Consider the following 21,446-nt stretch of genomic DNA (forward strand, 5'->3'; position numbering starts at 1 on the left):
TATCGAAACCTGTCAACATAGATGAATGTCGAATCAAGAGGTGGTGGTGCTCGGTCAGGACGATGACGGCTGCTGCCCCGCGCTGCTCACCGCGCCCATGGACGAGGGTCAGGCAGTCGGGCTGGCCAAGGTCTTCAAGGCGCTCGGCGACCCGGTGCGGCTGCGGCTGCTTTCGATGATCGCCTCGCGCGCCGGGGGAGAGATCTGCGTCTGCGACCTCACGCCCGCCTTCGACCTGTCGCAGCCGACGATCTCGCACCACCTCAAGCTCCTGAAGCAGGCCGGACTCATCGACTCCGAGCGCCGCGGGACATGGGTGTACTACCGGCTCCTGCCGGAGATGACGGACCGGCTGGCCGCGATCCTCGCCGACCGCCCGAACGCTCCCGAATCGGAGGCGCGCGCCCATGCCTGACGCCGCGTCACTTCCGGAGGCATCCCCGAGCCCGAAGCCGTCCGTCCTGTTCGTGTGCGTGCACAACGCGGGCTGCGTCGAGGCCGTACGCCCGATCCGAGACGAGATCGAGCGGCGCGTACGAGGGTTGCTCGCCGAACTGGCCGCGTGACCGCAGCACTCTCACTGACGGTCCACGATTCCCTGAATTCAGGATTGAATGTACTGTCGGAGACGTGCTGACCATCGCCTCCGACATCGACGTCCTCGCCCGCTTCGGCCGCGCGCTCGCCGACCCCATCCGGTGCCGGATCCTGCTCGCCCTGCGCGAGGCCCCGGCCTACCCCTCCGACCTCGCCGACGCGTTGGGCGTCTCCCGTACCCGGCTCTCCAACCACCTGGCCTGCCTGCGCGACTGCGGGCTCGTCGTCACGGTGCCCGACGGTCGCCGCACCCGCTACGAACTGGCCGACGAGCGCCTCGGCCACGCTCTCGACGACCTGCGCGCCGCCGTCGTCGCCGTCGAGGCGGACAAGACGTGCGTGGACGCCGAGGCGCAGGGCTGCTGCTGATGTCGGCGATATCCTTCGGGCCGTCCCCGGCCCGCCGTGACGCGCTCGCCCGTCGCATCCGGCTTCTGGTCGCGGCGACGATCACGTACAACGTCGTCGAGGCGGTCGTCGCCCTCACCGCCGGAACCCTCGCGTCCTCCACCGCGCTGATCGGCTTCGGTCTGGACTCCGTCATCGAGGTCTCCTCCGCCACCGCCGTCGCCTGGCAGTTCTCCGCCCGCGAGCACGCGGTGCGCGAGGCCCGCGAGAGGACGACCCTGCGGATCATCGCGCTGTCCTTCTTCGCGTTGGCGGCGTACGTGTCGATCGACGCGGCACGCGCATTGGCAGGCAGCGGCGAGGCCGAGAGCTCCGTGCCGGGCATCGCCATCGCCTCGCTCTCCCTGCTGATCATGCCGTTCCTGTCGGCCGCGCAGCGCCGCGCGGGCCGCGCCCTCGGTTCGGCGTCCGCGGTGGCGGACTCCAAGCAGACCCTTCTGTGTACGTACCTCTCCGCGGTCCTCCTCGTGGGCCTCCTCCTGAACGCGACCCTCGGTTGGTCCTGGGCCGACCCCATCGCCGCCCTGGTCATAGCCGCCGTCGCCGTGAAGGAAGGGCGCGACGCGTGGCGGGGGAAGGGGTGCTGTGCGGCTCCGGCGTCGGCGCCCGCTGCGGCGGAGGCGCGTGAGGGAGGGTGCGGGGGTGGGTGTGACTGCTGCGGGTGAAACGTCGGTGAGCTCCTGCACGAGTGCCGCATCGATGCCCCGCTCGAGCGCGAGCTTTCCGCGCTCTCGCGGGGCACGACGCCGCCTCGGGGCCGAGGAGCCAATTGGCCCTACACGCCCGTGATCTGTCTGATCCAGGCGCGGCTGTTGACGATGTTGGTGTAGCCGCTCCAGCCTCCGGACGGCTTCGGGCCGACCGCGCTGACGCCCGCCTGCACCCATCGGCCGGACGGGCTCCACACCATCAGCGGTCCGCCGGAGTCGCCGCCGGCCGTGGTGCCGTTGCCCGCGCCGAAGCACAGGACGGCGGGGTTCGCCGGGGTGCAGTTGGTGCCGATCATGGCGCCCCTGGCGTACTTGAGCCTGGTGGGCAGCGGGCCGCCCCAGTCGGCGCGCTCGGCGCCCCAGCCGTAGACCTCGGCCGTCTGGTTCTGGGCGAGGTCGGCGGCGCTCGCCAGCGGGGAGTAGGTGGTGTTCACGTTCCGGTCCAACTGCACCAGGGCGACGTCGTTACTGGGCCAGTTGTAGTTGGGGTGCTGGACGACGTTGACGGCCTGGGCGGTGATGCCGCCCTGCGTGCGGTCGAGGGAGCCGATCCGGACGAGGGGACGGTCGCCCGGACCCACGCAGTGGGCGGCGGTGAGCACCCAGCGCGGGGCGATGATGGTCGACGTACAGCGGTGGTTCGCGCCCCCGAGTGATGCGATGGAGGGCTTCTGTACGGTGACGAACTGGCCGCCGACGATGCGGGTGCCGACCGAGCCGGGGGCGGTGTCCTGGCCGGTGCTCCCGTGAGCGGCCGCGGGTACGGCGAGCGCGCTGGTGGCCAGTGCTGTGAGCGCCGCTCCGAGCAGCGGCAACCTGCGTATGACGGTTCGCTTTCTCATAACTGTCCTGCCTTTTGTGGGGGGTTGAGGGGGGAGGACTAGCTGATCTTGCATGTCATGTCCGCGACATCGACGTGATGTGTACCATTTCACACGTCACACAACAGCTGGAAGTCCCGTACGGTGTCGAGTTTCTGACGCTGTGTCATTGCGCTGGTGGGTGAAGGCCAATAGCCTGTGCGACCTTCGCGTTGTGGGGGGTCTCGTGAACGGTCTCCGTGCGGTTGTCGCCTGTCTTGTGCTCGCCTGTGCCGCGGTGGTGTCGCCGACCGCGGTCGCGTCACCGGCCGCGGCTGTGAAGCCGAGTTGGTCGGCGGTGCCGGTGCCCGCGGCCACCCCGCCGGTGACCGTGAAGGATCTCGCCGCCCGCGGGCCGGGCGAGGCGTGGGCGACCGGGTACGAGCACGCCGCCGACGGACTGCGGCCGATGCTGTACCGGTGGGACGGCAAGGCGTGGAGCCGGGACACCGCGTTCCCCGGCGCCGGTGAACTGGGCTGGCTCGGCAAGGTGCAGTTCGTCGGCAAGGAGGTGTGGATCTTCCACAACCGCGCGGGCGCGGGAGAGATCCTGCGCCGGTCGGCGGCGGGGCAGTGGAGCGCCGTCCCGCTGCCGCAGACCCTGTGGACGTACCAGGACTTCACCGCGGTGCCGGGTGGCGCGTGGGTCGTCGGTGAGGACGAGACCGGCCTGAAGGTGCTGCACTACGACGGTTCCGGCTGGACCACGCAGTCCACCCCGGACGATGTGCTGTACGTGATGGGGATCAACGCGCGTACCGCCACCGACGTCTGGGCCTGGGCGGACAAACGCGACGGAGGGTCCGCCGTCCTGCGCTGGGACGGCACGGCGTGGCGGGACGCGAACGTGTCGCTGCCGCCCAACAGCAACGTACACACGATCCTGCTCGAACCCTCGGGACGGGCCACGATCGGCGGCAGCCAGTACACCGACGGCGTGGCCCGCACCTACCTGATGACCTTCAACGGGCAGACCTGGCGCACCAGTTACCCACCCCTTGGCGACACCTACACCGAGGCCATGGTGCGCGGCCCGGACGGCGCGCTGTGGCTGCCGGTGATCAGCGACCGCGCGTTCCAGTCGAAGTACGCACGGGTCGACGGCAGCCGTACCACCTTCTCCTACGGCCCGAAGCGCACGAACGCCATCGACGTCAAACCGCGTGCGCTGGCCAGGGTCGGGTCCGCGCTGCTGTCCTTCGGGACCGTCGAGATCTACGGCACGAAACCGAACCTCATGAGCGAGCGGCTGGGAGGCTGACCATGGCACGCGGACTTCCCATGACACGCGGACTGCCCAGGACGCGAAGACTTCCCCTGGCACGAAGACTTCTCGTCGCGGCCCTCGCCGTCGCCATGACCCTCGTGGCCGTCATGTCCTCGGCCGCGGCGGAGGCTCCGTCCTGGCAGCACGTCCCGGTCCCGGCGGAGGTGCGCCCGCAGGCCGGGCTGAACGAGGCCGTGGCGTTCGGTCCCGACCGGGCGTGGGCGGTGGGCGCCGACGCCGTCGGCCGCCAGGCGCCGGGCTTCCCGCTGGTGCTGCGCTGGGACGGAACCGCGTGGAAGCGCCAGAGCCTGCCCGGGATCCGCTGGCAGGGCGAGCTGCTGTCCATCGCCGCGACCTCACCGACCGCGGTCTGGGCGGTCGGCCGCGACTCGGCGGGCGGTACCCGTCTGCTCCGCCACGACGGCAAGGCGTGGACCGAGAGCCCGCCGCCGGGCGGAGTCGCGCTGACCAGAGTCGCCGCGGGCGGCGGGGAGACCTGGCTGATCGGTTCGCGAGCCGGCGCGCAGGTCTTGCTGCGCCGGGACGGGAGCGGCTGGCAGGACATGCCGGTGCCGCCGGGGTACGTGTACGGGCTGCACGTGAAGGCGGCCGACGACGTCTGGGCCGCGGGCGCAGCCGACTCGGGTGCGGCCGTGTCGCACTGGAACGGGCAGGCGTGGGAGCAGAAGATCGTGGACGGGTTCCCGCGGTCGGGCGTGAGCAGTGTGCTCGCGGTCTCGCCGACGGAGGTGTGGGCGGGTGGCACGGCCGGGTTCGTCGGCGGCCCGCCGGGACGGCCGATTCCGCCGCTCCTCGTCCGCTTCGACGGGCAGGCGTGGAGCAAGGTGACCGTGCCCGCCGACTTCGGCTCGATCACCTCCCTGGCGCCCGACTCGTCCGGCGGGCTGGGCTGGGTCTCGGTGGCCCGCTCGCTGAAGTGGGCCCCGCCGGGCAGTAATCCGCCGCTCATCCCCGGGCCGGACTTCCTCGCCTGGAACGGCCAGTCGTTCGCCGAGCACAGTGAACCGGTGGTGGCGGGGGAGGGTGACTCCTCGACGCTGCGGCTTGCGCCGGTGCCGGGTTCGGAGACGGCGTGGTCGGTGGGACGGGCCGCCGGTCCCGAGGGCACGTTCGCGCCGCGGATCCTGCGGTTCGGGAACAATTAGGGGAACGACTTCGGGAACAACCTCGGAAACCCAAAGTGGTCACCCAGCGCACAACCGGTCCAACGCCGACTGGCTCTCCTCGTCCGCGGCCCGGTAGACCACCAACTGCTGGTCCGGATCCTGTAGGGGTATCAGCACTTCGAATTCCACCGCGATCTCACCGACGTGAGGGTGCCGCAGCACCTTGCGCCCGCGGCCGTTGACCGTGATGTCCCGCTCGGCCCACAGCCGCGCGAACTCCTCGTCCCGAGTGGTGAGTTCGGCGATGAGGTCGGTCAGCGCCCGATCCTCCGGATGCGCGGCCCACGCGGCACGCAGATGGGCGATGCCCTCCCGTACGACGCGTGCGCGGTCGACGTAGAGCTCACGTATCTCCGGATGGATCAGGCACAGCCACATCGCGTTGCGCCGCGACGGCGGCAGGGTGTCGAAATCAAGGAGCAGCGTCGCCATTTCGGCGTTCCAGGCCAGGATGTCGTAGCGGTGGTTCATCAGCATGGCCGGCAGCGGCGACAGGTCGGCGACCAGCCGGGCCAGCGGGGTGCCGCGGTGGTGGCGGGCTTGTCGGCGTTGCGGGGGCGCTGCTGGGCCAGGTTGAAGAGGTAGGCGCGTTCGTCGGGGGCCAGGCGCAGTGCCTGGGCCAGTGCCTCTACCACGTTCGCCGAGGACCGCAGCCCGCGGCCCTGTTCGAGGCGTACGACGTAGTCGTTCTCACCGCTGGCGCTCGGCGCGGCGACCTTCGGCACCGAATGGGGCTGGGGCGCCGAGCAGGACGAGGCACGCAAGCTGTTCGACCTCTATGTCGAGCGCGGCGGCAATTTCATCGACACCGCCAGCACCTACACCAATGGCAGCTCCGAGCGCCTGCTTGGCGAATTCACCCGGGAAAACCGCGAAAGCCTGGTCCTTGCGACGAAATACTCGACGCTGCGCCGGCCCGGTGATCCGAATTCCGGGGGCCCGCACCGCAGGAACCTGTTCGCGTCGGTGGAAGCCAGTCTGCGACGGCTGAACACGGACTACATCGATCTGCTCTACCTGCACATGTGGGACTTCACGACACCCGTCGAGGAGATCCTGCGGGGCATGGACGATCTGGTCCGGCAGGGCAAGGTGTTGTACGTGGCGATCTCCAACACCCCGGCCTGGCAGGTGTCGCGCATGCAGGCGATCGCCGACCTGCGCGGCTGGACGCCGCTGGTCGCGCTGCAGATCGAGTACAACCTGATCGAGCGCACCGGGGAACGCGACCTGATCCCCATGGCACGCGAGCTGGGCCTCGGGGTGATCCCGTGGTCACCGCTGGCCGGCGGGGTGCTCAGCGGCAAGTACAGCCGCGACGACCTGACCGCGCCGAACGTCGAGGACGGCACCCGCAGGAGCGTCACCGTCGCGGGCGGCGCCCTCACCGAACGCAACCTGGCCATCGTGGACGTCGTGAAGGAGGTCGCCACGGAACTGGACCGCACACCCGCCCAGGTCGCGTTGGCCTGGACCCTGCGGAACCCGGGCGTGACGGCACCCCTCATCGGTGCCCGCACCACCACCCAACTGGAGGGCAACCTCGGCGCCCTGGAGGTCGACTTCACCGCCGCCCAACTGGCCCGCCTCGACGAGGCAAGCGCGATCGGACTCGGCTCCCGCACGACATGCTCGCCAGCGATGTCGCCCGCACGGTGACGCGCGGCGACCTGAAGGTCGAAACCGGCCGCTGATACGCCTTCGCCGGCCCCCTCAGTACCCGCTGCCCGCTTCAGTACCCGCCGCCCGCCTCAGTACCCGCCCCCCGCCACCACCCGGTCCACCTCCCGCGGCGACAGCGCGTGTTCCACCGCCAGGATGGCCGCGCCGATCGCCGCCGCGTTCTCGCCGGTGCGGCTCGGCTCGATGCGCAGGACGTGGGTGGCGAGGGGGTGCGAGCGGCGGTAGACCGCTTCGCGTACGCCGGCGAGGAGTTGGTCGTGGACCGCGGCCAGTGCGCCGCCGACGACCACCGTGTCGGGGTTGAAGAAGTTCACCAGGCCCGCCAGGACCTCGCCCACCGCGCGCCCCGCCTCGCGCACCATGCGGACCGCGTCACGGTGGCCGGATTTCACCAGGCGTACGACATCGCTGCCCGAGGTCGCCTCCAGGCCGAGGGCGGAGAGGCGGCGGGCGAGGGCGGCGCCGCCCGCGATCGCCTCCAGGCAGCCGGAGTTGCCGCAGCGGCAGGGTTCCTCCAGGTCACCGACGCGGATGTGGCCGATGTCGCCCGCGCTGCCCTGTGCGCCGCGGTGCAGGCGGCCGTCCGCGACGATGCCGCAGCCGATGCCCGTGCCGACCTTGATGTACAGCAGATAGCGGGTGTCCGGAAACGCGCGGCGCTGTTCGGCGAGGGCCATCACGTTCACGTCGTTGTCGACCAGCGCGCGCACCCCGAAGCGGTCGGCGAAGAACTCCGGGATCGGGTACTGGTGCCAGCCCGGCATGATGGGCGGGTCGACGGGGCGGCCGGTGGAGAACTCGACGGGCCCTGGCACGCCGACGCCGATCGACTGCAGCGTCGCCGGTGTGCGCCCGGTCTCGTCGAGCAGCGCGTGCAGCGTGCGCTCCACATGCCGGAGCACCGACTGCGGGCCGTCCGCGATCGACAGCGGGTCCTCGCGCAGGGCCAGGGTCTCGCCGCCGATGTCCATGAGGACGACCCGGCAGTGCGACGCGCCCAAGTCGACGCCCGCCACGGCGTGTTCACGGGTGCGCAGCCGCAATTTGCGCGGCGGCCGGCCGCCCGTCGAGTTGCCGTCGGCCTCCTCCGTCACGAAGCCGTGCGCGATGAGCGCGTCCACCCGCTGCGAGACCGTCGAGCGCGCGAGCCCCGTGAGCCGGGCGAGGTCCGCCCGGGTCGCCGCGGATCCCGCCCGCAGCAGGGCGAGGACGTCACCGGGCGAGGAGGCCGCCGGAACGGGCGGCGCGTCCACGGGCGGCAGGGCCGCGGGCGGAAGCGACGCGGAGGGAAGAGCCGCGGGGGGAAGGGCCGCGGACGGAACGGGGGCTGAGGGAACGGATGCGGGGTGATCCGGCGCTCCAGGCATGGCAGTCACCCTAGGGACGAGTTTCGCTGCTCACAAGGCCGATGCTGTTCGATCGTCGACGTAAGTCTCCGTCAAATGCCTTGTAAACAAACGTGCTTGGGCCCTTGACAGGTCAAAGCCCTCTCATCACATTGCTCTGCAGGCCGCTGCCGAAGGAGCTGAGGGTGCAGGCGATGCATGCGAAGCAGGCGACGCACACGATGTTGGCGATGCACGGCGTGTCCAAGAGCTTCCTCGGCGTGCGCGTTCTGCACGGGGTCTCGCTCGACCTCGCCGCCGGTGAGGTGCACGCCCTGGTCGGGGAGAACGGCGCGGGCAAGTCGACGCTCATGAAGGTCCTCGCGGGCGAACACGTCCCCGACGAGGGCACCATCACGCTCGACGGAAGGAGCCACCACTTCAGCCATCCCGCACAGGCCCAGGCCGCCGGAATCGGCATCATCCACCAGGAGTTCGCCCTCCTGGAGCACCGCACGGTCGCCGAGAACGTCTTCCTGGGCCGCGAGCCCACCCGCTACGGCCTCGTCGACCGCCGCGCGATGGAGGCCCGTACCACCCAACTCCTCACCGAACTCGGAGAGTTGGACATCACGCCACGCACGTACGTGCGGGACCTGTCCGTCGCCCGGCAGCAGACCGTCGAGATCGTCAAGGCGCTCGCCTCCGACGTACGCGTCCTCGTGATGGATGAGCCGACCGCGCCGCTCGCCGACCACGAGGCCGGACTGCTGCACGCGCTGGTCCGCCGCCTGGCCGCCCGCGGCCTCGGCATCCTCTACATCTCGCACCGGCTGCGCGAGGTCTTCGAGCTCTCGCAGCGCGTCACCGTCCTCAAGGACGGCCGCCACGTGACGACGGTGCGCACGCGGGACACCAGCACCGACGCGATCGTGCGCGCCATGGTGGGCCGGGAGTTGAGCGCCTACTACCCGCCGCGCGCCCGCCCCGAGGAGGTCGGCGAGACCCGCCTGACCGTGCGCGGCGGCGGCAACACCCGGCTGCGCGGCATCGATCTGACGCTGCGCGCGGGCGAGGTGACGGGAATCGCGGGGCTCCAGGGATCGGGGCGTACGTCCCTTGCGCGGGCCCTGTTCGGAGCCGCGCCCTTCACCACCGGCACGATGACCGTCGGCGGCCCGCCCCTGCGGCCCGGCACGCCCCGCCGGGCCATCCGCGCCGGGATCGCGCTCGTCACCGAGGACCGCAAGGCCGAGGGGCTCGCCCTGCGCCAGTCCGTGCGGGACAACGCCCTTCTGGTCACGCGTGCCGTGCCCGACCGCGAACGGCCGCCAGCGGCACGGGAGTTGACCGCGCTCCTGGAGAGGGTCCGGCTGCACGCGCGCGGTGAGGACCAGGAGGCCCGCTATCTCTCCGGCGGCAATCAGCAGAAGGTCGTCATCGCGAAGTGGCTCGCCGCCCGGCCGCGCGTGCTGCTCTTCGACGAGCCGACCCGCGGCGTCGACGTCGGCGCCAAGGCCGCCATCCACACGCTGGTGCGCGACCTCGCCAAGGAAGGCCTCGCCGTGCTCATCGTCTCCTCCGAGCTGCCCGAACTCATCGGCATGAGCGACCGGATCCTCGTCATGGCCGAGGGGCGGATCGCCGGGGAACTGCCCGCCGGGGCTTCGGAGGAGGACGTCATGCGGCTCGCGACCGCGTCGTCCGACGGGCCCGAGCCACCGCCCTCGACCGACCCGCCGTCCCGGTCCGACCCGCCACCCCCGTCCGCCCAGGCGCCCCACGAGGGCACTGCCCCCACAGCGCAGGAAGGAGCGGAATGACCGGCACCGCCCTCGCCCCCAAGGCCGACCGGGCCCCCGCCAAGACCCGCGCCCCGCGCGGCCGCTCCCGGCTCGCCGACCCCGCAGTCGGCGTCTGGCTCGCGGCCGCCGCCGTCACCGGCATCGGCTGGATCGTGGTGGCCGCGCGTGGCGGCGACTTCCTCACGCTCACCAACGTCGTCGGCATCCTGCAGAACAGCGTGGCACTCGGCCTCGTCGCCGTCGGCCAGACCGCTGTCATCCTCACCGGCTCCCTCGACCTGTCGGTGGCCTACCTCATCAGCCTCGGCACCCTGGTCGCCGCCACCACCATGGAGGACGGCTCCGTGGTCACGGGGGTGCTCGCGGTCCTCGCGCTGTCCGCGGCCGTCGGGCTCGCCAACGGGCTCATCGTCACCGGCCTGAAGGTCAACGCGTTCATCGCGACGCTCGGCACCGCCTTCATCCTGCGCGGCTGGATCGAGGAGAACTACACCGGTCCCGCCGGCAAGGTCCCCGCCTCCTTCCAGCACCTCGGCTACGACCGCATGGGGCCGATCCCGGTCTCCCTCTTCCTGCTCCTCGCCGTCGCCGCCGCGCTCTGGGTCGTCACCCGGCGCACCCGCTTCGGCCATCACCTGTACGCCACCGGCGGCGACGAACACGCCGCCCGCCTGTCCGGCGTCCGCACCCGCCGCACCGTGATCGCCGCGCACGTCCTGTGCTCGCTGTGCGTGGGCGCGGCCGCCCTGTTCCTCGCGTCCCGCCTGGGCGCCGGAGCGCCGTGGGCCGGCACCGAGGCGCGCTACGACCTGGAGTCCATCGCGGCCGTCGTGCTCGGCGGCACCGTCCTCGCGGGCGGGCGCGGGGGAGTGGCCGGCACCCTCGGTGGCGTCCTCGTGCTCGCCGTCCTCGACTCCGTCTTCAACCAGCTCGGCGTCGACCCCTTCTTCAAGAACGTCGTACGCGGCGTCGTCATCATCGCCGCCGTCGCCCTCTACGCCCGGCGCGGCGCCAGGAGGCCCGCATGAGCACCGGTACGGGAACGAGCCCCGGTACGGATACGGACAAGGCGACCGACGCGGCCGAGAGCCGGGCCGCGACGGCGACGACCGCCGCGTACAAGACCATCGCTCGCGGCCTCGGCACGGGCGCCCCCGTCTACGCCCTCCTGATCGTGCTGCTCGTCGCGCTCGCCGCGACCGACCCCGGCTTCTACGAACCCGACCGCTTCCTCGCCTTCGTCAAGCGCGCGGCGCCGCTGGTGATCCTCGCCGCCGGGCAGTACCTGGTGATCGTGTGCGGCGAGTTCGACCTGTCCGTCGGCGCGATCGTCACCGCCGGAGTCGTCGCGACCGCCGAGGTCTACGGCACGTACCCCGACGCCCCCTGGCTGCTGATGACCGCAGGGCTGCTGCTCGCGGGTGCCGTGGCGGGACTCGTGAACGGGCTGATCACCACCAGGCTGCGCGTGCCGTCGTTCATCACCACGCTCGGCATGATGCTGATCCTCGAAGGCGCCGTCTTCTACTGGACCGGCGGCTCCCCGCAGGGTCAACTGCCCCAGGACTTCCGTCAGGTGGGGCGCGGCACGGCGATGGGCTGGCTGCCGTGGGCGGTGCTCGCCTGCCTGGCCGCCGGTGTGCTCGTGGTGCTCCTGATGCGCTCCGACTTCGGCCGTACGCTCATCGCGACCGGAGACAGTCAGCGCGCCGCACATCTGGCCGGGGTGCGGGTGCACCGGGCGCGCGTCCTCGCGTTCGTGTTCTCCGGTGTGGCCGCCGCGCTGGCCGCCGTCCTCGTCGGCGGCTTCTCCGGGGTGTCCGCGCAGGCGGGACGCGGCTACGAGTTCGAGGCGATCACCGCCGTCGTGCTCGGCGGTGTCGCCCTCGGCGGCGGGCGCGGCAGCGTCGTCGCCGCGATGGCTGGCGCGTTCTCGCTCCAGGCGCTGTTCACCTGGCTCAACCTCCAAGGCGTGTCAGGGGCGTTGGAGTCCACCGTCCAGGGCGTCATCGTCATCGCCGCCGTCGGGATCGGGGCCGCCGACTTCTCCCGGCTGCGCCGCCGTCGCGCCCGGCCGCCGGGCGCTCCGCCGGGCTCTACGCCAGGCATCGCATCGGGCACCCCACCGGCCACCCCGTCCGGCACCTCACCCGCCACCCCATCCGGAGGGACACCCTCATGAGCCCCAGTCGAAGCCGCAGCCTCAGCCGCATCAGCAGAACGCCACCGCGCACCCGCCGCGCCGCCCCCGCAGCAGTCCTCGCCACCACCCTGCTCGCCGCCCTCGCCGCCTGCTCAAGCGACGCCCCGGCCGACGGCCCCGCCGCCTCCGGGCAGAGCGCCGAGCAGAAGAACGACGGCGGCGACAAGCCGTCCAAGTTCTTCGACCGGACCGAGTACGACCGCCAGTTGAAGCTCGGCGAGCAGACTCCGCAGGGCCCGGCCGCCAAGCCGTGGGAGCAGATGCTCCAGCCCGCGATGGCCGACACCGCCCAGTACCGGAAGAAGGGCTCCGCCGACGACGTCCACCTGTGCTTCTCCAACGCCGGAGTCTTCAACCCCTGGCGGCAGGTCGGCCTCAAGACGATGAAGGCCGAGGTCGAACTCCACGACGAGATCGACGACTTCACCGTCCTGGACGCCCAGGGCAAGGACGACAAGCAGATCTCCGACATCCAGGAACTCGCGGGCAACAAGGAATGCGACGCGCTGATCGTCTCGCCCAACACCACCGCCACCCTCACGCCCGCCGTGAAGGAGGCCTGCGGCAAGCTGCCCGTCATCGTCTTCGACCGAGGCGTGCAGACGGACTGCGCCGTCACCTTCATCAACCCCATCGGCGGCTACGGCTACGGCGCGGTCGCCGCCGACTTCCTCGTCGACGAGGTCAAGCCCAAGGGCAAGATCCTCGCGCTGCGCATCTCGCCCGGCGTCGACGTCCTGGAGACCCGCTGGTCGGCCGCGAAGCTCGCCTTCGACAAGAGCGAACTCGACGTCGTGGACGTGAAGTTCACCGACGGCGACCCGGCGAAGACCAAGTCCATCGTGTCCGACTCGATCTCCCGGCACGGCTCCGTCGACGGCGTGTGGATGGACTCCGGCGCCACCGCCGTGGCCGCCGTGGAGGCCTTCGAGGACTCGGGCGCCGACGTGCCGCCGATCACCGGCGAGGACCAGCAGGACTTCCTCCAGGCCTGGAAGGACAAGAAGCTCACCGCGATCGCGCCCACCTACCCGACCTTCCAGTGGCGTACGCCGGTCATCGCCGCCCTGCGGGTCCTCAAGGGCGAGCAGGTCCCCAAGGAGTGGAAGCTGCCGCAGCCCACCGTCACCGAGGCCAACCTCGACGACTACCTCCAGGACGGCATGCCGCCGCTGCACTACGCGATGTGCGGCTGCCAGAAGATGCCCGGGTTCCCCGGGGACTGGGGAGGCAAGAAGTGACGTCGCCCGCAGGGAAGTTGGGGCGTGACGACCGGCCGCCGGGCGTCGGCTGGCCCGTGGGTGCCAACCCGTGGATCTGGCACTCGCCCGTCGCCTCCGACACCCTGGCCGAGGTGCTGCCCCGCCTTGCCGGATGGGGCTTCGACTGCGTCGAGCTGCCGTTGGAGCAGCCCGGCGACTGGGAGCCCGCGGCCGTCGCGAAGCTCCTCGACACCACCGGCCTGGCGCCCGCCGCCGTCATCGCCGTCATGCCCCCCGGCCGCGACCTCGTCCGCGCCGACCCGGCGACGGTGCGGGCCACCCAGGACTACCTGCGCCACTGCGTCGACGCCGCCCACGCGATCGGCGCGCCGGTGGTCGCGGGCCCGGTGTACGCCGCTGTGGGCCGGACCTGGCGGATGGGCGCTGCCGAACGGGCGGCCGCGTACCAGGAGTGGCGCGAGCACATCGCGCCGGTCCTCGCACACGCCGCGCCCGCCGCCAGCACCTCGAAGACCGCGCACGCCGCCCCCGCCCCCGTACGCATTGCCGTCGAACCCCTCAACCGCTACGAGACGAGCCTCCTGAACACCGTCGCGCAGACCCTCGACGCCCTCGAAGGCCTGCCCGAGCAGGGCATCGGCATCGCGCTCGACGCGTACCACCAGAACATCGAGGAGCGCTCCCTGCCCGCGGCCGTGGCGGCGGCCGGGCACCGCATCGTCCACGTGCAGGTGTGCGCCAACGACCGCGGCACCCCCGGGGCCGACCACCTGGACTGGGCGGGCTTCCTCGGCGCGCTGCGCGAGAGTGGCTACCGGGGCGCGCTGTGCGTCGAGTCGTTCACCGCGCACAACGACGCCATCGCGGTCGCCGCCTCCGTGTGGCGGTCGCTCGCCCCGAGCCAGGACGCCCTCGCGACCGACGGCCTGCGCTTCCTGCGCCGCGCCGTCGCGGCCCTCTGAACCGGGCCCTCGGGCCCACGCACTTCCGGCATCCGGCACCCGCACCCTCCGACCCCACAGAGAGGACCACCTCATGGGATGTCATGCTCGTGACATCAGAGGCGTACGAAGAGCGGTCATCGCCGTTCTGACGGCGCTGTTGCTCGCCGTCGGCTTCCTGCCGGCCGCCGGAGCCACCGCCACCGGAGCGCCCGCCGCCGACAAGGCACCGGCCTTCCGCGCCCTGCTGTTCACCAAGGCCGTCGGCTACGTCCACGACTCCATCCCGGCCGGCATCCAGATGGTCAAGGAGCAGGCCGCCGCCAACAACTTCGAGGTCGTCCAGACCGACGACTCGACCGTCTTCGACGACGCCAAGCTCAAGGACTTCGACGTCATCGTCATGCTGCAGAACTCCGGCATGGTCTGGGACACCGACGCCCAGCGCGAGGCCATGCAGAAGTACGTACGGAGCGGCAAGGGCATCGTCGCCCTCCACAACACCCTCGACATGGGCATCGAGGACTCCTTCCCGTGGTGGGACGACACCGTCAACGGCGGCGCCCACATGCCCGCCCACTCCCCGGGCGTCCTCAAGGGAACGGCGAAGGTCGCCGACCACGTGCACCCCTCCACCAAGGGCCTTCCGCAGCGCTGGGAGCGCCCCGAGGAGTGGTACAACTTCGACAAGAATCCGCGCGGCGACGTGCACGTCCTGGTCTCCGCCGACGAGACGACGTACAACCCCGGCAGCGAAGCGATGGGCGCCGACCACCCCATCTCCTGGTGCCGCAACGCCGAGGGCGGCAAGGTCTGGGCGACCGCCATGGGCCACGACAAGGCCTCGTACAGCGAACCCGCCTTCCGCGACCACGTGCTCGGCGGCATCCAGTGGGCGGCCGGGAACAAGCCCGGCGACTGCGGCGGCACCGTCTGGTCCGGCTACGAGAAGATCGCGCTCGACGAGAACACCGCCGACCCGATGGAGCTGGACGTCGCCAAGGACGGCAAGGTCTTCTACGCCCAGCGCAGCGGCGAGGTGAAGATCTTCGACCCGAAGACGCACGCCACGACCACCGCGGGCAAGGTCGACACCTACACCGGCGGCGAGGACGGCCTGGTCGGCATGGAGCTTGACCCGTCGTTCGCCAAGAACCGCTGGATCTATCTCTATTACGCGCCCGCGAGCGCCAAGGACGACGTGAACCGCCTGTCGCGCTTCACGGTCAAGAAGGACAACACCCTCGACCTCGCCTCCGAGAAGAAGATCCTCGACGTCCCCGCCTACCGGGACCGCACCTTCCCCGAGCCCGGACACACCGGCGGCGCCGTCGAGTTCGGCCCCGACCGCACGCTGTACCTGGGCGTCGGCGACGACGTGCCGCCGAACCTCGACCCGAACTGGCAGGGCTACGCGCCCCTCGACTGGCGCCCCGGCAAGCAGATGCTGGATGCCGCCCGCACGGCCGGCAACACCAACGACCTGCGCGGCAAGATCCTGCGCGTCAAGCCCAGGGACAAGGGCGGCTACACCATCCCCCAGGGCAACCTCTTCAAGCCCGGCACGGACAAGGCACGGCCCGAGATCTACGCCATGGGCTTCCGCAACCCCTTCCGCTTCACCGTCGACCCGAAGAACGGGAACGTGCACGTCTCGGACTACGGCCCGGACCGCGGCGCCCCCGAGACCGCACGCGGCCCCGAGGGCCTGGTCGAGTACAACGTCATCACCAGGCCCGGCAACTTCGGCTGGCCGTTCTGCCACGGCAACAACCAGGCGTACGCGCCCTACGACCCCGACACCCAGAAGGTGGGGCAGAAGTTCGACTGCGCGAAGCCGGTCAACCCCTCCCCGAACAACACAGGCCTGAAGGACCTGCCGCCGCTGACGCTCCCCGAGGTCTGGTACGGCTACGGCGCCTCCAAGGAGTTCCCGGAGATGGGCACCGGCGGCTCCGCGCCCATGAGCGGCCCCGTCTACCGCTACGACCCCAAGAACCCCTCGAAGACCAAGTTCCCGCAGTACTTCGACGGCGCGAACTTCTTCTACGAGTGGGCGCGCAATTCCGTCAAGGAGATGCGCTTCGACGACTCCGGCAAGCTCCTGAAGATCAATGACTTCCTGAAGTCGGTGAAGTTCACCAAGCCGATGGACATGACCTTCGGGCCCGACGGTTCGCTGTACGTCCTGGAGTGGGGCAGCGAGTTCGGCGGCGGCAACAACGACTCGGGTCTGTACCGCGTCGACTACGCGCAGGGCCAGCGCGTCCCCATCGCCAAGGCCAAGGCGTCCGCCACCAACGGTCCCGTGCCCCTCAAGAGCGACTTCTCCAGCGAGGGCAGCAAGGACCCGGACGGCGACCCGCTGACCTTCGCCTGGGACTTCAACGGCGACGGCACCTACGACTCCACCGACCCCAACCCCTCGCACACGTACACCACCAAGGGCGACTTCAACGCCCAGCTCAAGGTCACCGACTCCACCGGCAAGTCCGGCTACGCCAACATCCCCATCACGGCGGGCAACACGGCGCCGAAGGTGACCGTCGAGACGCCCGTCGACGGCAAGCTCATCACCTTCGGCGACAAGATCCCGTACAAGGTGAAGGTCACCGACCCCGAGGACGGCGAGATCGACTGCTCCAAGGTCTTCGTGAACCCGGCCCTCGGCCACGACGACCACGAGCACCCGACCACCGACATCCCCGGCTGCGAGGGCACCGTCGACACCGGCGACCTGGGCGGCCACCCCGAGGGCGCCGACCTCACGTACGTCCTCAACGCCAAGTACACCGACAAGGGCGGGTCCGGGACGAGCGCCCTGACCGGCTACGGCCGCTCGGTCATGCACCCCAAGCACAAGCAGGCCGAGTACTACGACGACCAGTCGGGCACCCGGATCGTCTCCCAGGCGGGCGCCGAGAACGGCAAGCGCATCGGCGACGTCAGCAACGGCGACTGGATCGCCTTCGCGCCCATGAGCGTCGAGGGCGTCGACAAGGTCACCTACCGGATGTCGTCCCCGTACGGAGCGGGCTCCGTCGAACTCCGCGCCGACGCCCCCGACGGCAAGCTCCTGGCCACGACGCCCGTGCCCAACACGGGAGGCTGGGACAACTACCAGAACACCCCGGCGGTGACCGTCGAGCCCCTGGCCGGCACCCACAAGCTGTACGTGGTGTTCAAGTCGCCGCAGGACAATTCCTTCGACGTGGACGCTGTCGCGTTCTCGGCCTCCACGGGCTGACCACCGCGACTGCGTACCGGCCCCGGTTGTCACCGGGGCCGGTGCGCCTCACTGCCAGAACTGGGCGAGCACGCCCTCCTTGAACGGGGCGGGGGACACGGACAGGTTCCCCGAGAACGGATGGTCCAAGGACAGGCACAGCAGCAGGCTCACACCGATCAGCCCGGCGACCGAGATGACGAACATCATCTGGGCGCGCAGGCTCCTGATGCCGTAGAGGAACGTCAGCGGCAGCATGACGAGCGCGCCGCCGTAGATGAGGACGTTCAGGAGCGTGGGCAGGGACTGCTGTGAGTCGGAGAGCCGGGTGCGGCGGGCCTGGGCGACTTCGCCGAGGGTGGTCACGGACTGCTCGTAGTAGACCTTCTCCGACTCGCTCCTCGGCTCGTAGTCCTGGAACACCTGGTAGAGCTTGACCACTTGGGGGTTGGTGACGCCCGGGTCGGGCCGTCCCTCGCGCATCAGCGGCCATTGCTTCTCGACGATCGCGTGGACGTACTCGCCGACGGCGACGGTCACCCTGCGCTCCTGCGCGGGCGGGAACGCGGAAGCGTCACGGAGCACCTCGGCGGTCTGGCTGGCCTCGGTGGCGACGTTCGTCTCCGCGTCGTTGAGGGCCTCCCACTCGGCCACGACGACGAAGGCGAGGATGATGCCGTAGATCGCGGCATACATGCTGAGCACGACACCGAGCATGTCGTTGTACGCGCCGTGCGAAAGCCTCGAGAGTCTGCGCCGCAGCAGCAGCGTGCCGGTCACGGCGACGAGTACGGCGCCGCCCCCGAGCAGCATGGCGAGCGTGAGGGTGGTGAAGTTGTTGAGCAGCCAGATACCCACAGCCCCACAACGGCGTGCGCCCGCGCGGGTTACGCGCCCGTCGTGCGCTGCCCGGACGCGAACCGCGCCGTGGGCTGCGTTTGAGGACGCACGGAGACCCGCGACGCGTCCCTGTCCCAGCGCGTCGCGGGTCTGCGTATCCCCGTAACCCCGTCAGCGAGTGCCGACCGCCGCGCGCACGGCCCGGCGGGCCATCTGGCAGTCGTCGTGCAGCCGCCGCAGCAGCAGCCGCTGTTCCTCGCCGGACGGCGCGGCCCCGGGGTGGGCCTGGCCCGGGGCCGTCGGGGTCGTGTCGTGCAGCGTGCGCTGCACGGCCGTCTCGCACATCCGGATCTCGCGGGTGAGCACCAGCATCAGGTTCACCAGGAACGCGTCGCGTGCCGCCGGGCCCGCCGACTGGGCGAGCTGGCTGATGTCGCGGCGCGCCACGGGTGAGTCGCCGAGCACGGACCACAGCGTGGCGAGGTCGTAGCCCGGCAGATACCAGCCCGCGTGCTCCCAGTCGACCAGGACAGGACCGGCCGGTGAGAGCAGCACGTTCGAGAGCAGCGCGTCACCGTGGCAGAACTGCCAGGTGAGCTGAGGTCCGGACACGTGTGCGTGCGCTATGCCGTGCAGCAGCTTCTGCAGGTCGCCCATGTCCCGGTCCGTGAGCAGGCCCAGCTCGTGGAAGCGGGAGATCCGCCGGCCGTAGTCCAGTGGCTTGCCGAACATCTCGTGCGGCGGCCGCCACTGGTTGAGCCGGCACACCGCGCTCATCGCCGCCCGGACGTCGGCGCGCGGTGGTGCTTCCGCGGGGTGCCGCTGCAACGCGGCGACCCGGCCGGGCATGCGCTCGATCACCAGCGTGCAGTCGTCCGGGTCGGCCGCGATGAGACGCGGCGCGCGCACGGGCGGACGGTGCCGGACGAACGAGCGGTAAGCCGCTATTTCGTGGCGGATCCGCTCCGCCCACAGGGGCGAGTGGTCGAGCAGGCACTTGGCCACCGCGGTGGCGCGGCCGGTCGTACCGACGAGGAGGACGGTGCGTCCGCTGCGGCGCAACACCTGCACGGGCTGGAATTCCGGACAGATGCGGTGCACCGAGGCGATCGCGGTGCGCAGTTGCGCACCCTGGGGGCCGGACAAGTCGAGTCTCCCGCTGAGCGGCCCGGCCCCGGTGGCCGGTACGCGTCGCGTCCGGCCGGTTGCGAGCGGAGCGGCCGCGGGCCGCGCCGGCGCCAGATAGGGGCCGCCACCGGGCAGCGGGGCCTCCGTCGCGCGGGCGGAGCCGCGGGAGGAGGGGTGCGGCCGCAGCGGCCGAGGCGGGGCGGACACGGAGGACGATGCTGTGTACATGGGCGATACAGATCCCTTCGTGTGCCTGCGAGTTGCGGCGCCCTCCCGCCCCGGCCGCTGTGGGTGCACCCTGGGGAATGCCTTGTGGCGGCCGGGTCGGGGTGGCGCATTCCTACCTGACACCCGTGAGCCCCTGGCACACCATGTGGCGCACCCTGGCGAACCCTGGCGAATAGTCGCTCAGCAACTGACAGAGGGTTACTGTCAATTCAGCCGAGAACCCTGGGGGCTTGACGTGAACGGACAACTCAACACCCGTCTGTCGGATCTCTTCGGCCTGGCGGGCTGGTCCAAGGGCGAACTCGCGAGACTGGTCAACCGGCAGGCGGCCGCGATGGGTCATCCGCAGCTGGCCACCGACACCTCGCGGGTGCGGCGCTGGATCGACATGGGAGAGATCCCGCGCGATCCCGTGCCCAGGGTCCTGGCTGTTCTGTTCACCGAGCGTCTCGGCCGTGTCGTGACCATCGAGGACCTCGGTCTGGTCCGGCACGGGCGCGTAGGCAAACAGCGCGCCGACGGGAGCGCAGAACACCCCGACGGCGTGCCGTGGGCGCCCGAGCGAACCGCCGCGGTCCTCACCGAATTCACGGGAATGGACCTCATGCTCAACCGACGCGGCTTGGTGGGCGCGGGTGCCGCGCTTGCCGCAGGCTCCGCACTCACCAGCGCCATGCACGACTGGCTGCACACCGATCCGACCCTGAAGGCCGACGCCCCCCGTCTCGACGACCCCCTGCAAGTCGACCCCGCCGGATTCGACCGTTATGAGGCCGCCCCCATCGGGTCCCAGGAGATCGAGGCGCTCGAGCGCTCGGTCGAGGTGTTCCGCGCCTGGGACGCGTCCCGCGGCGGCGGCCTCCAGCGCAAGGCCGTGGTGGGCCAGTTGAACGAGGTGGGCGGCATGCTCGCCTACCGCCACCCCGACCATCTGCAACGGCGCCTGTGGGGCGTCGCCGCCAACCTCGCCGTACTCGCCGGCTGGATGTCGCACGACGTCGGCCTCGAACCCACCGCCCAGAAGTACTTCGTGATCGCCGCGCACGCGGCCCGCGAGGGCGGCGACCGACCGCGCGCCGGGGAGGCCCTGTCCCGCGCCGCCCGTCAGATGGTGCACCTCGGCAAGCCCGAGGACGCCCTGGACCTGATGAAGCTCGCCAAGTCCGGCTCGGGCGAGCAGACCCTGCCGCGCACCCAGGCGATGCTCTACACCATCGAGGCCTGGGCGCAGGCGTCGATGGGCAAGGGCCAGGCGATGCGCCGCACCCTCGGCCAGGCGGAGGACCTCTTCGTCTCGGACAAGGGCGACGTGCCGCCGCCGAGCTGGATGCAGATGTTCGACGAGGCGGACCTGCACGGCATGCAGGCCCTGGCGTACCGCACCCTCGCCGAGCACGAGCCGTCCGCGGCCCGGCTCGCCCAGCGGCACGCCAAGGAGGCCATCGCGCTGCGCCTGAAGGGCCGCGACCGTTCGACGATCTTCGACTACATCTCGCTGGCGTCGGCCTGCTTCATCGCCGACGACCCCGAACAGGCCGCCCGGTACGCACGCCTGGCCCTTGTGTCCATGGGATCCAACTCCTCGCTGCGCACCTGGGACCGGCTGCGCGAGATGTACCGCCTGACCGCGCAGTACGCGGGCTATCCGAAGATCGAGGACCTGCGCGCCGAGATCAAGCAGGCCCTGCCCAAGGCGGCGGCCCGGCCCGGGGGAGGCAAATGGGTCCAGGCATAGGAACCGCATAGGAACCGGAGCGGAGAGAAACGGCCGGTGCCGGCGTTACGAAGTCGTGGCTAGGGCTTCGTCCGCGTACG

At 71.0% G+C, this 21,446-nt stretch carries 19 protein-coding genes and 1 pseudogene; 14 read left to right on the forward strand and 6 right to left on the reverse strand.

The window, feature by feature from the left end:
* Positions 1 to 25 precede the first annotated feature (25 nt).
* From IEY91_RS11295 to IEY91_RS11310, 4 genes are all read left to right on the forward strand, one after another.
* Positions 26 to 415, forward strand: coding sequence for an ArsR/SmtB family transcription factor (locus IEY91_RS11295; protein ID WP_189173810.1), 390 nt, complete (start codon positions 26 to 28; stop codon positions 413 to 415).
* Positions 408 to 566: a hypothetical protein gene (locus IEY91_RS11300; protein WP_189173897.1), complete on the forward strand. Its 159-nt coding sequence runs from the start codon at positions 408 to 410 to the stop codon at positions 564 to 566. Before IEY91_RS11295 ends, IEY91_RS11300 begins: the two co-directional genes overlap by 8 nt.
* A 64-nt stretch (positions 567 to 630) precedes the next feature.
* Positions 631 to 966 (forward strand): ArsR/SmtB family transcription factor, encoded by a 336-nt coding sequence (locus IEY91_RS11305; protein ID WP_189173811.1) that lies wholly within the window; start codon positions 631 to 633, stop codon positions 964 to 966.
* Positions 966 to 1,670 (forward strand): cation efflux transmembrane domain-containing protein, encoded by a 705-nt coding sequence (locus IEY91_RS11310; RefSeq protein WP_189173812.1) that lies wholly within the window; start codon positions 966 to 968, stop codon positions 1,668 to 1,670. The genes IEY91_RS11305 and IEY91_RS11310 overlap by 1 nt, the downstream gene beginning before the upstream one ends.
* 110 nt (positions 1,671 to 1,780) lie before the next feature.
* Here IEY91_RS11310 and IEY91_RS11315 read toward each other — a convergent pair whose 3' ends face one another.
* The gene (locus IEY91_RS11315) at positions 1,781 to 2,557 is read right to left on the reverse strand and encodes a S1 family peptidase (RefSeq protein WP_189173813.1); all 777 of its coding nucleotides are present in this window, start codon (positions 2,555 to 2,557) and stop codon (positions 1,781 to 1,783) included.
* Between the two features lie 205 nt (positions 2,558 to 2,762).
* On the opposite strand from IEY91_RS11315, the gene IEY91_RS11320 reads away from it, so the two are divergent.
* Both IEY91_RS11320 and IEY91_RS11325 read left to right on the forward strand, forming a co-directional pair.
* Positions 2,763 to 3,836: a hypothetical protein gene (locus tag IEY91_RS11320; RefSeq protein ID WP_189173814.1), complete on the forward strand. Its 1,074-nt coding sequence runs from the start codon at positions 2,763 to 2,765 to the stop codon at positions 3,834 to 3,836.
* A 56-nt stretch (positions 3,837 to 3,892) separates the two neighbouring features.
* Entirely contained in the window at positions 3,893 to 5,008 is a 1,116-nt protein-coding gene (locus IEY91_RS11325; RefSeq protein ID WP_189173894.1) for a beta propeller repeat protein, read from the forward strand.
* A 39-nt stretch (positions 5,009 to 5,047) separates the two neighbouring features.
* On the opposite strand, the gene IEY91_RS41730 is transcribed toward IEY91_RS11325, so the two are convergent.
* Complete coding sequence (locus tag IEY91_RS41730) at positions 5,048 to 5,506, reverse strand: MmyB family transcriptional regulator (RefSeq protein WP_229696864.1); 459 nt, start codon at positions 5,504 to 5,506, stop codon at positions 5,048 to 5,050.
* Positions 5,500 to 5,754: a helix-turn-helix domain-containing protein gene (locus IEY91_RS41735; protein WP_229696865.1), complete on the reverse strand. Its 255-nt coding sequence runs from the start codon at positions 5,752 to 5,754 to the stop codon at positions 5,500 to 5,502. Before IEY91_RS41735 ends, IEY91_RS41730 begins: the two co-directional genes overlap by 7 nt.
* Between IEY91_RS41735 and IEY91_RS11335 the strand changes: the two are divergent.
* Positions 5,726 to 6,723, forward strand: a pseudogene (locus IEY91_RS11335) (aldo/keto reductase). The gene IEY91_RS41735 and the pseudogene IEY91_RS11335 overlap by 29 nt on opposite strands.
* 57 nt (positions 6,724 to 6,780) lie before the next feature.
* Here IEY91_RS11335 and IEY91_RS11340 read toward each other — a convergent pair.
* On the reverse strand, positions 6,781 to 8,079 hold the full coding sequence (locus IEY91_RS11340; RefSeq protein ID WP_373287919.1) for an ROK family transcriptional regulator: 1,299 nt from the start codon (positions 8,077 to 8,079) through the stop codon (positions 6,781 to 6,783).
* Between the two features lie 200 nt (positions 8,080 to 8,279).
* Between IEY91_RS11340 and IEY91_RS11345 the strand changes: the two genes are divergently transcribed.
* The 6 genes from IEY91_RS11345 (at position 8,280) to IEY91_RS11370 (ending at position 17,456) form a co-directional block, all read left to right on the forward strand.
* Entirely contained in the window at positions 8,280 to 9,860 is a 1,581-nt protein-coding gene (locus IEY91_RS11345) for a sugar ABC transporter ATP-binding protein (protein ID WP_189173895.1), read from the forward strand.
* A complete protein-coding gene (locus IEY91_RS11350) occupies positions 9,857 to 10,870 on the forward strand; it encodes an ABC transporter permease (protein WP_229696866.1) in 1,014 nt (337 codons plus the stop codon). The genes IEY91_RS11345 and IEY91_RS11350 overlap by 4 nt, the downstream gene beginning before the upstream one ends.
* Positions 10,867 to 12,024: an ABC transporter permease gene (locus tag IEY91_RS11355; protein ID WP_189173816.1), complete on the forward strand. Its 1,158-nt coding sequence runs from the start codon at positions 10,867 to 10,869 to the stop codon at positions 12,022 to 12,024. The genes IEY91_RS11350 and IEY91_RS11355 overlap by 4 nt, the downstream gene beginning before the upstream one ends.
* A complete protein-coding gene (locus IEY91_RS11360; protein ID WP_189173817.1) occupies positions 12,021 to 13,286 on the forward strand; it encodes a substrate-binding domain-containing protein in 1,266 nt (421 codons plus the stop codon). Before IEY91_RS11355 ends, IEY91_RS11360 begins: the two co-directional genes overlap by 4 nt.
* Complete coding sequence (locus tag IEY91_RS11365) at positions 13,283 to 14,230, forward strand: sugar phosphate isomerase/epimerase family protein (protein WP_229696867.1); 948 nt, start codon at positions 13,283 to 13,285, stop codon at positions 14,228 to 14,230. Before IEY91_RS11360 ends, IEY91_RS11365 begins: the two co-directional genes overlap by 4 nt.
* A 73-nt stretch (positions 14,231 to 14,303) precedes the next feature.
* Positions 14,304 to 17,456 carry a ThuA domain-containing protein gene (locus IEY91_RS11370; RefSeq protein ID WP_189173818.1) on the forward strand — a complete coding sequence of 1,051 codons (3,153 nt, stop codon included), beginning with the start codon at positions 14,304 to 14,306 and terminating at the stop codon, positions 17,454 to 17,456.
* A gap of 48 nt (positions 17,457 to 17,504) precedes the next feature.
* On the opposite strand, the gene IEY91_RS11375 is transcribed toward IEY91_RS11370, so the two are convergent.
* Positions 17,505 to 18,293, reverse strand: coding sequence for a bestrophin-like domain (locus IEY91_RS11375; RefSeq protein WP_189173819.1), 789 nt, complete (start codon positions 18,291 to 18,293; stop codon positions 17,505 to 17,507).
* Positions 18,294 to 18,446: 153 nt separating this feature from the next.
* Positions 18,447 to 19,631, reverse strand: a complete 1,185-nt coding sequence (locus tag IEY91_RS11380; RefSeq protein WP_189173820.1) for an aminoglycoside phosphotransferase family protein — start codon at positions 19,629 to 19,631, stop codon at positions 18,447 to 18,449.
* Positions 19,632 to 19,866: 235 nt separating this feature from the next.
* On the opposite strand from IEY91_RS11380, the gene IEY91_RS11385 reads away from it, so the two are divergent.
* A complete protein-coding gene (locus tag IEY91_RS11385) occupies positions 19,867 to 21,366 on the forward strand; it encodes a DNA-binding protein NsdB (protein ID WP_164327054.1) in 1,500 nt (499 codons plus the stop codon).
* Positions 21,367 to 21,446 lie beyond the last annotated feature (80 nt).

Origin of the sequence: Streptomyces lasiicapitis (assembly GCF_014646335.1) — a bacterium.
Lineage (GTDB): Bacteria > Actinomycetota > Actinomycetes > Streptomycetales > Streptomycetaceae > Streptomyces > Streptomyces lasiicapitis.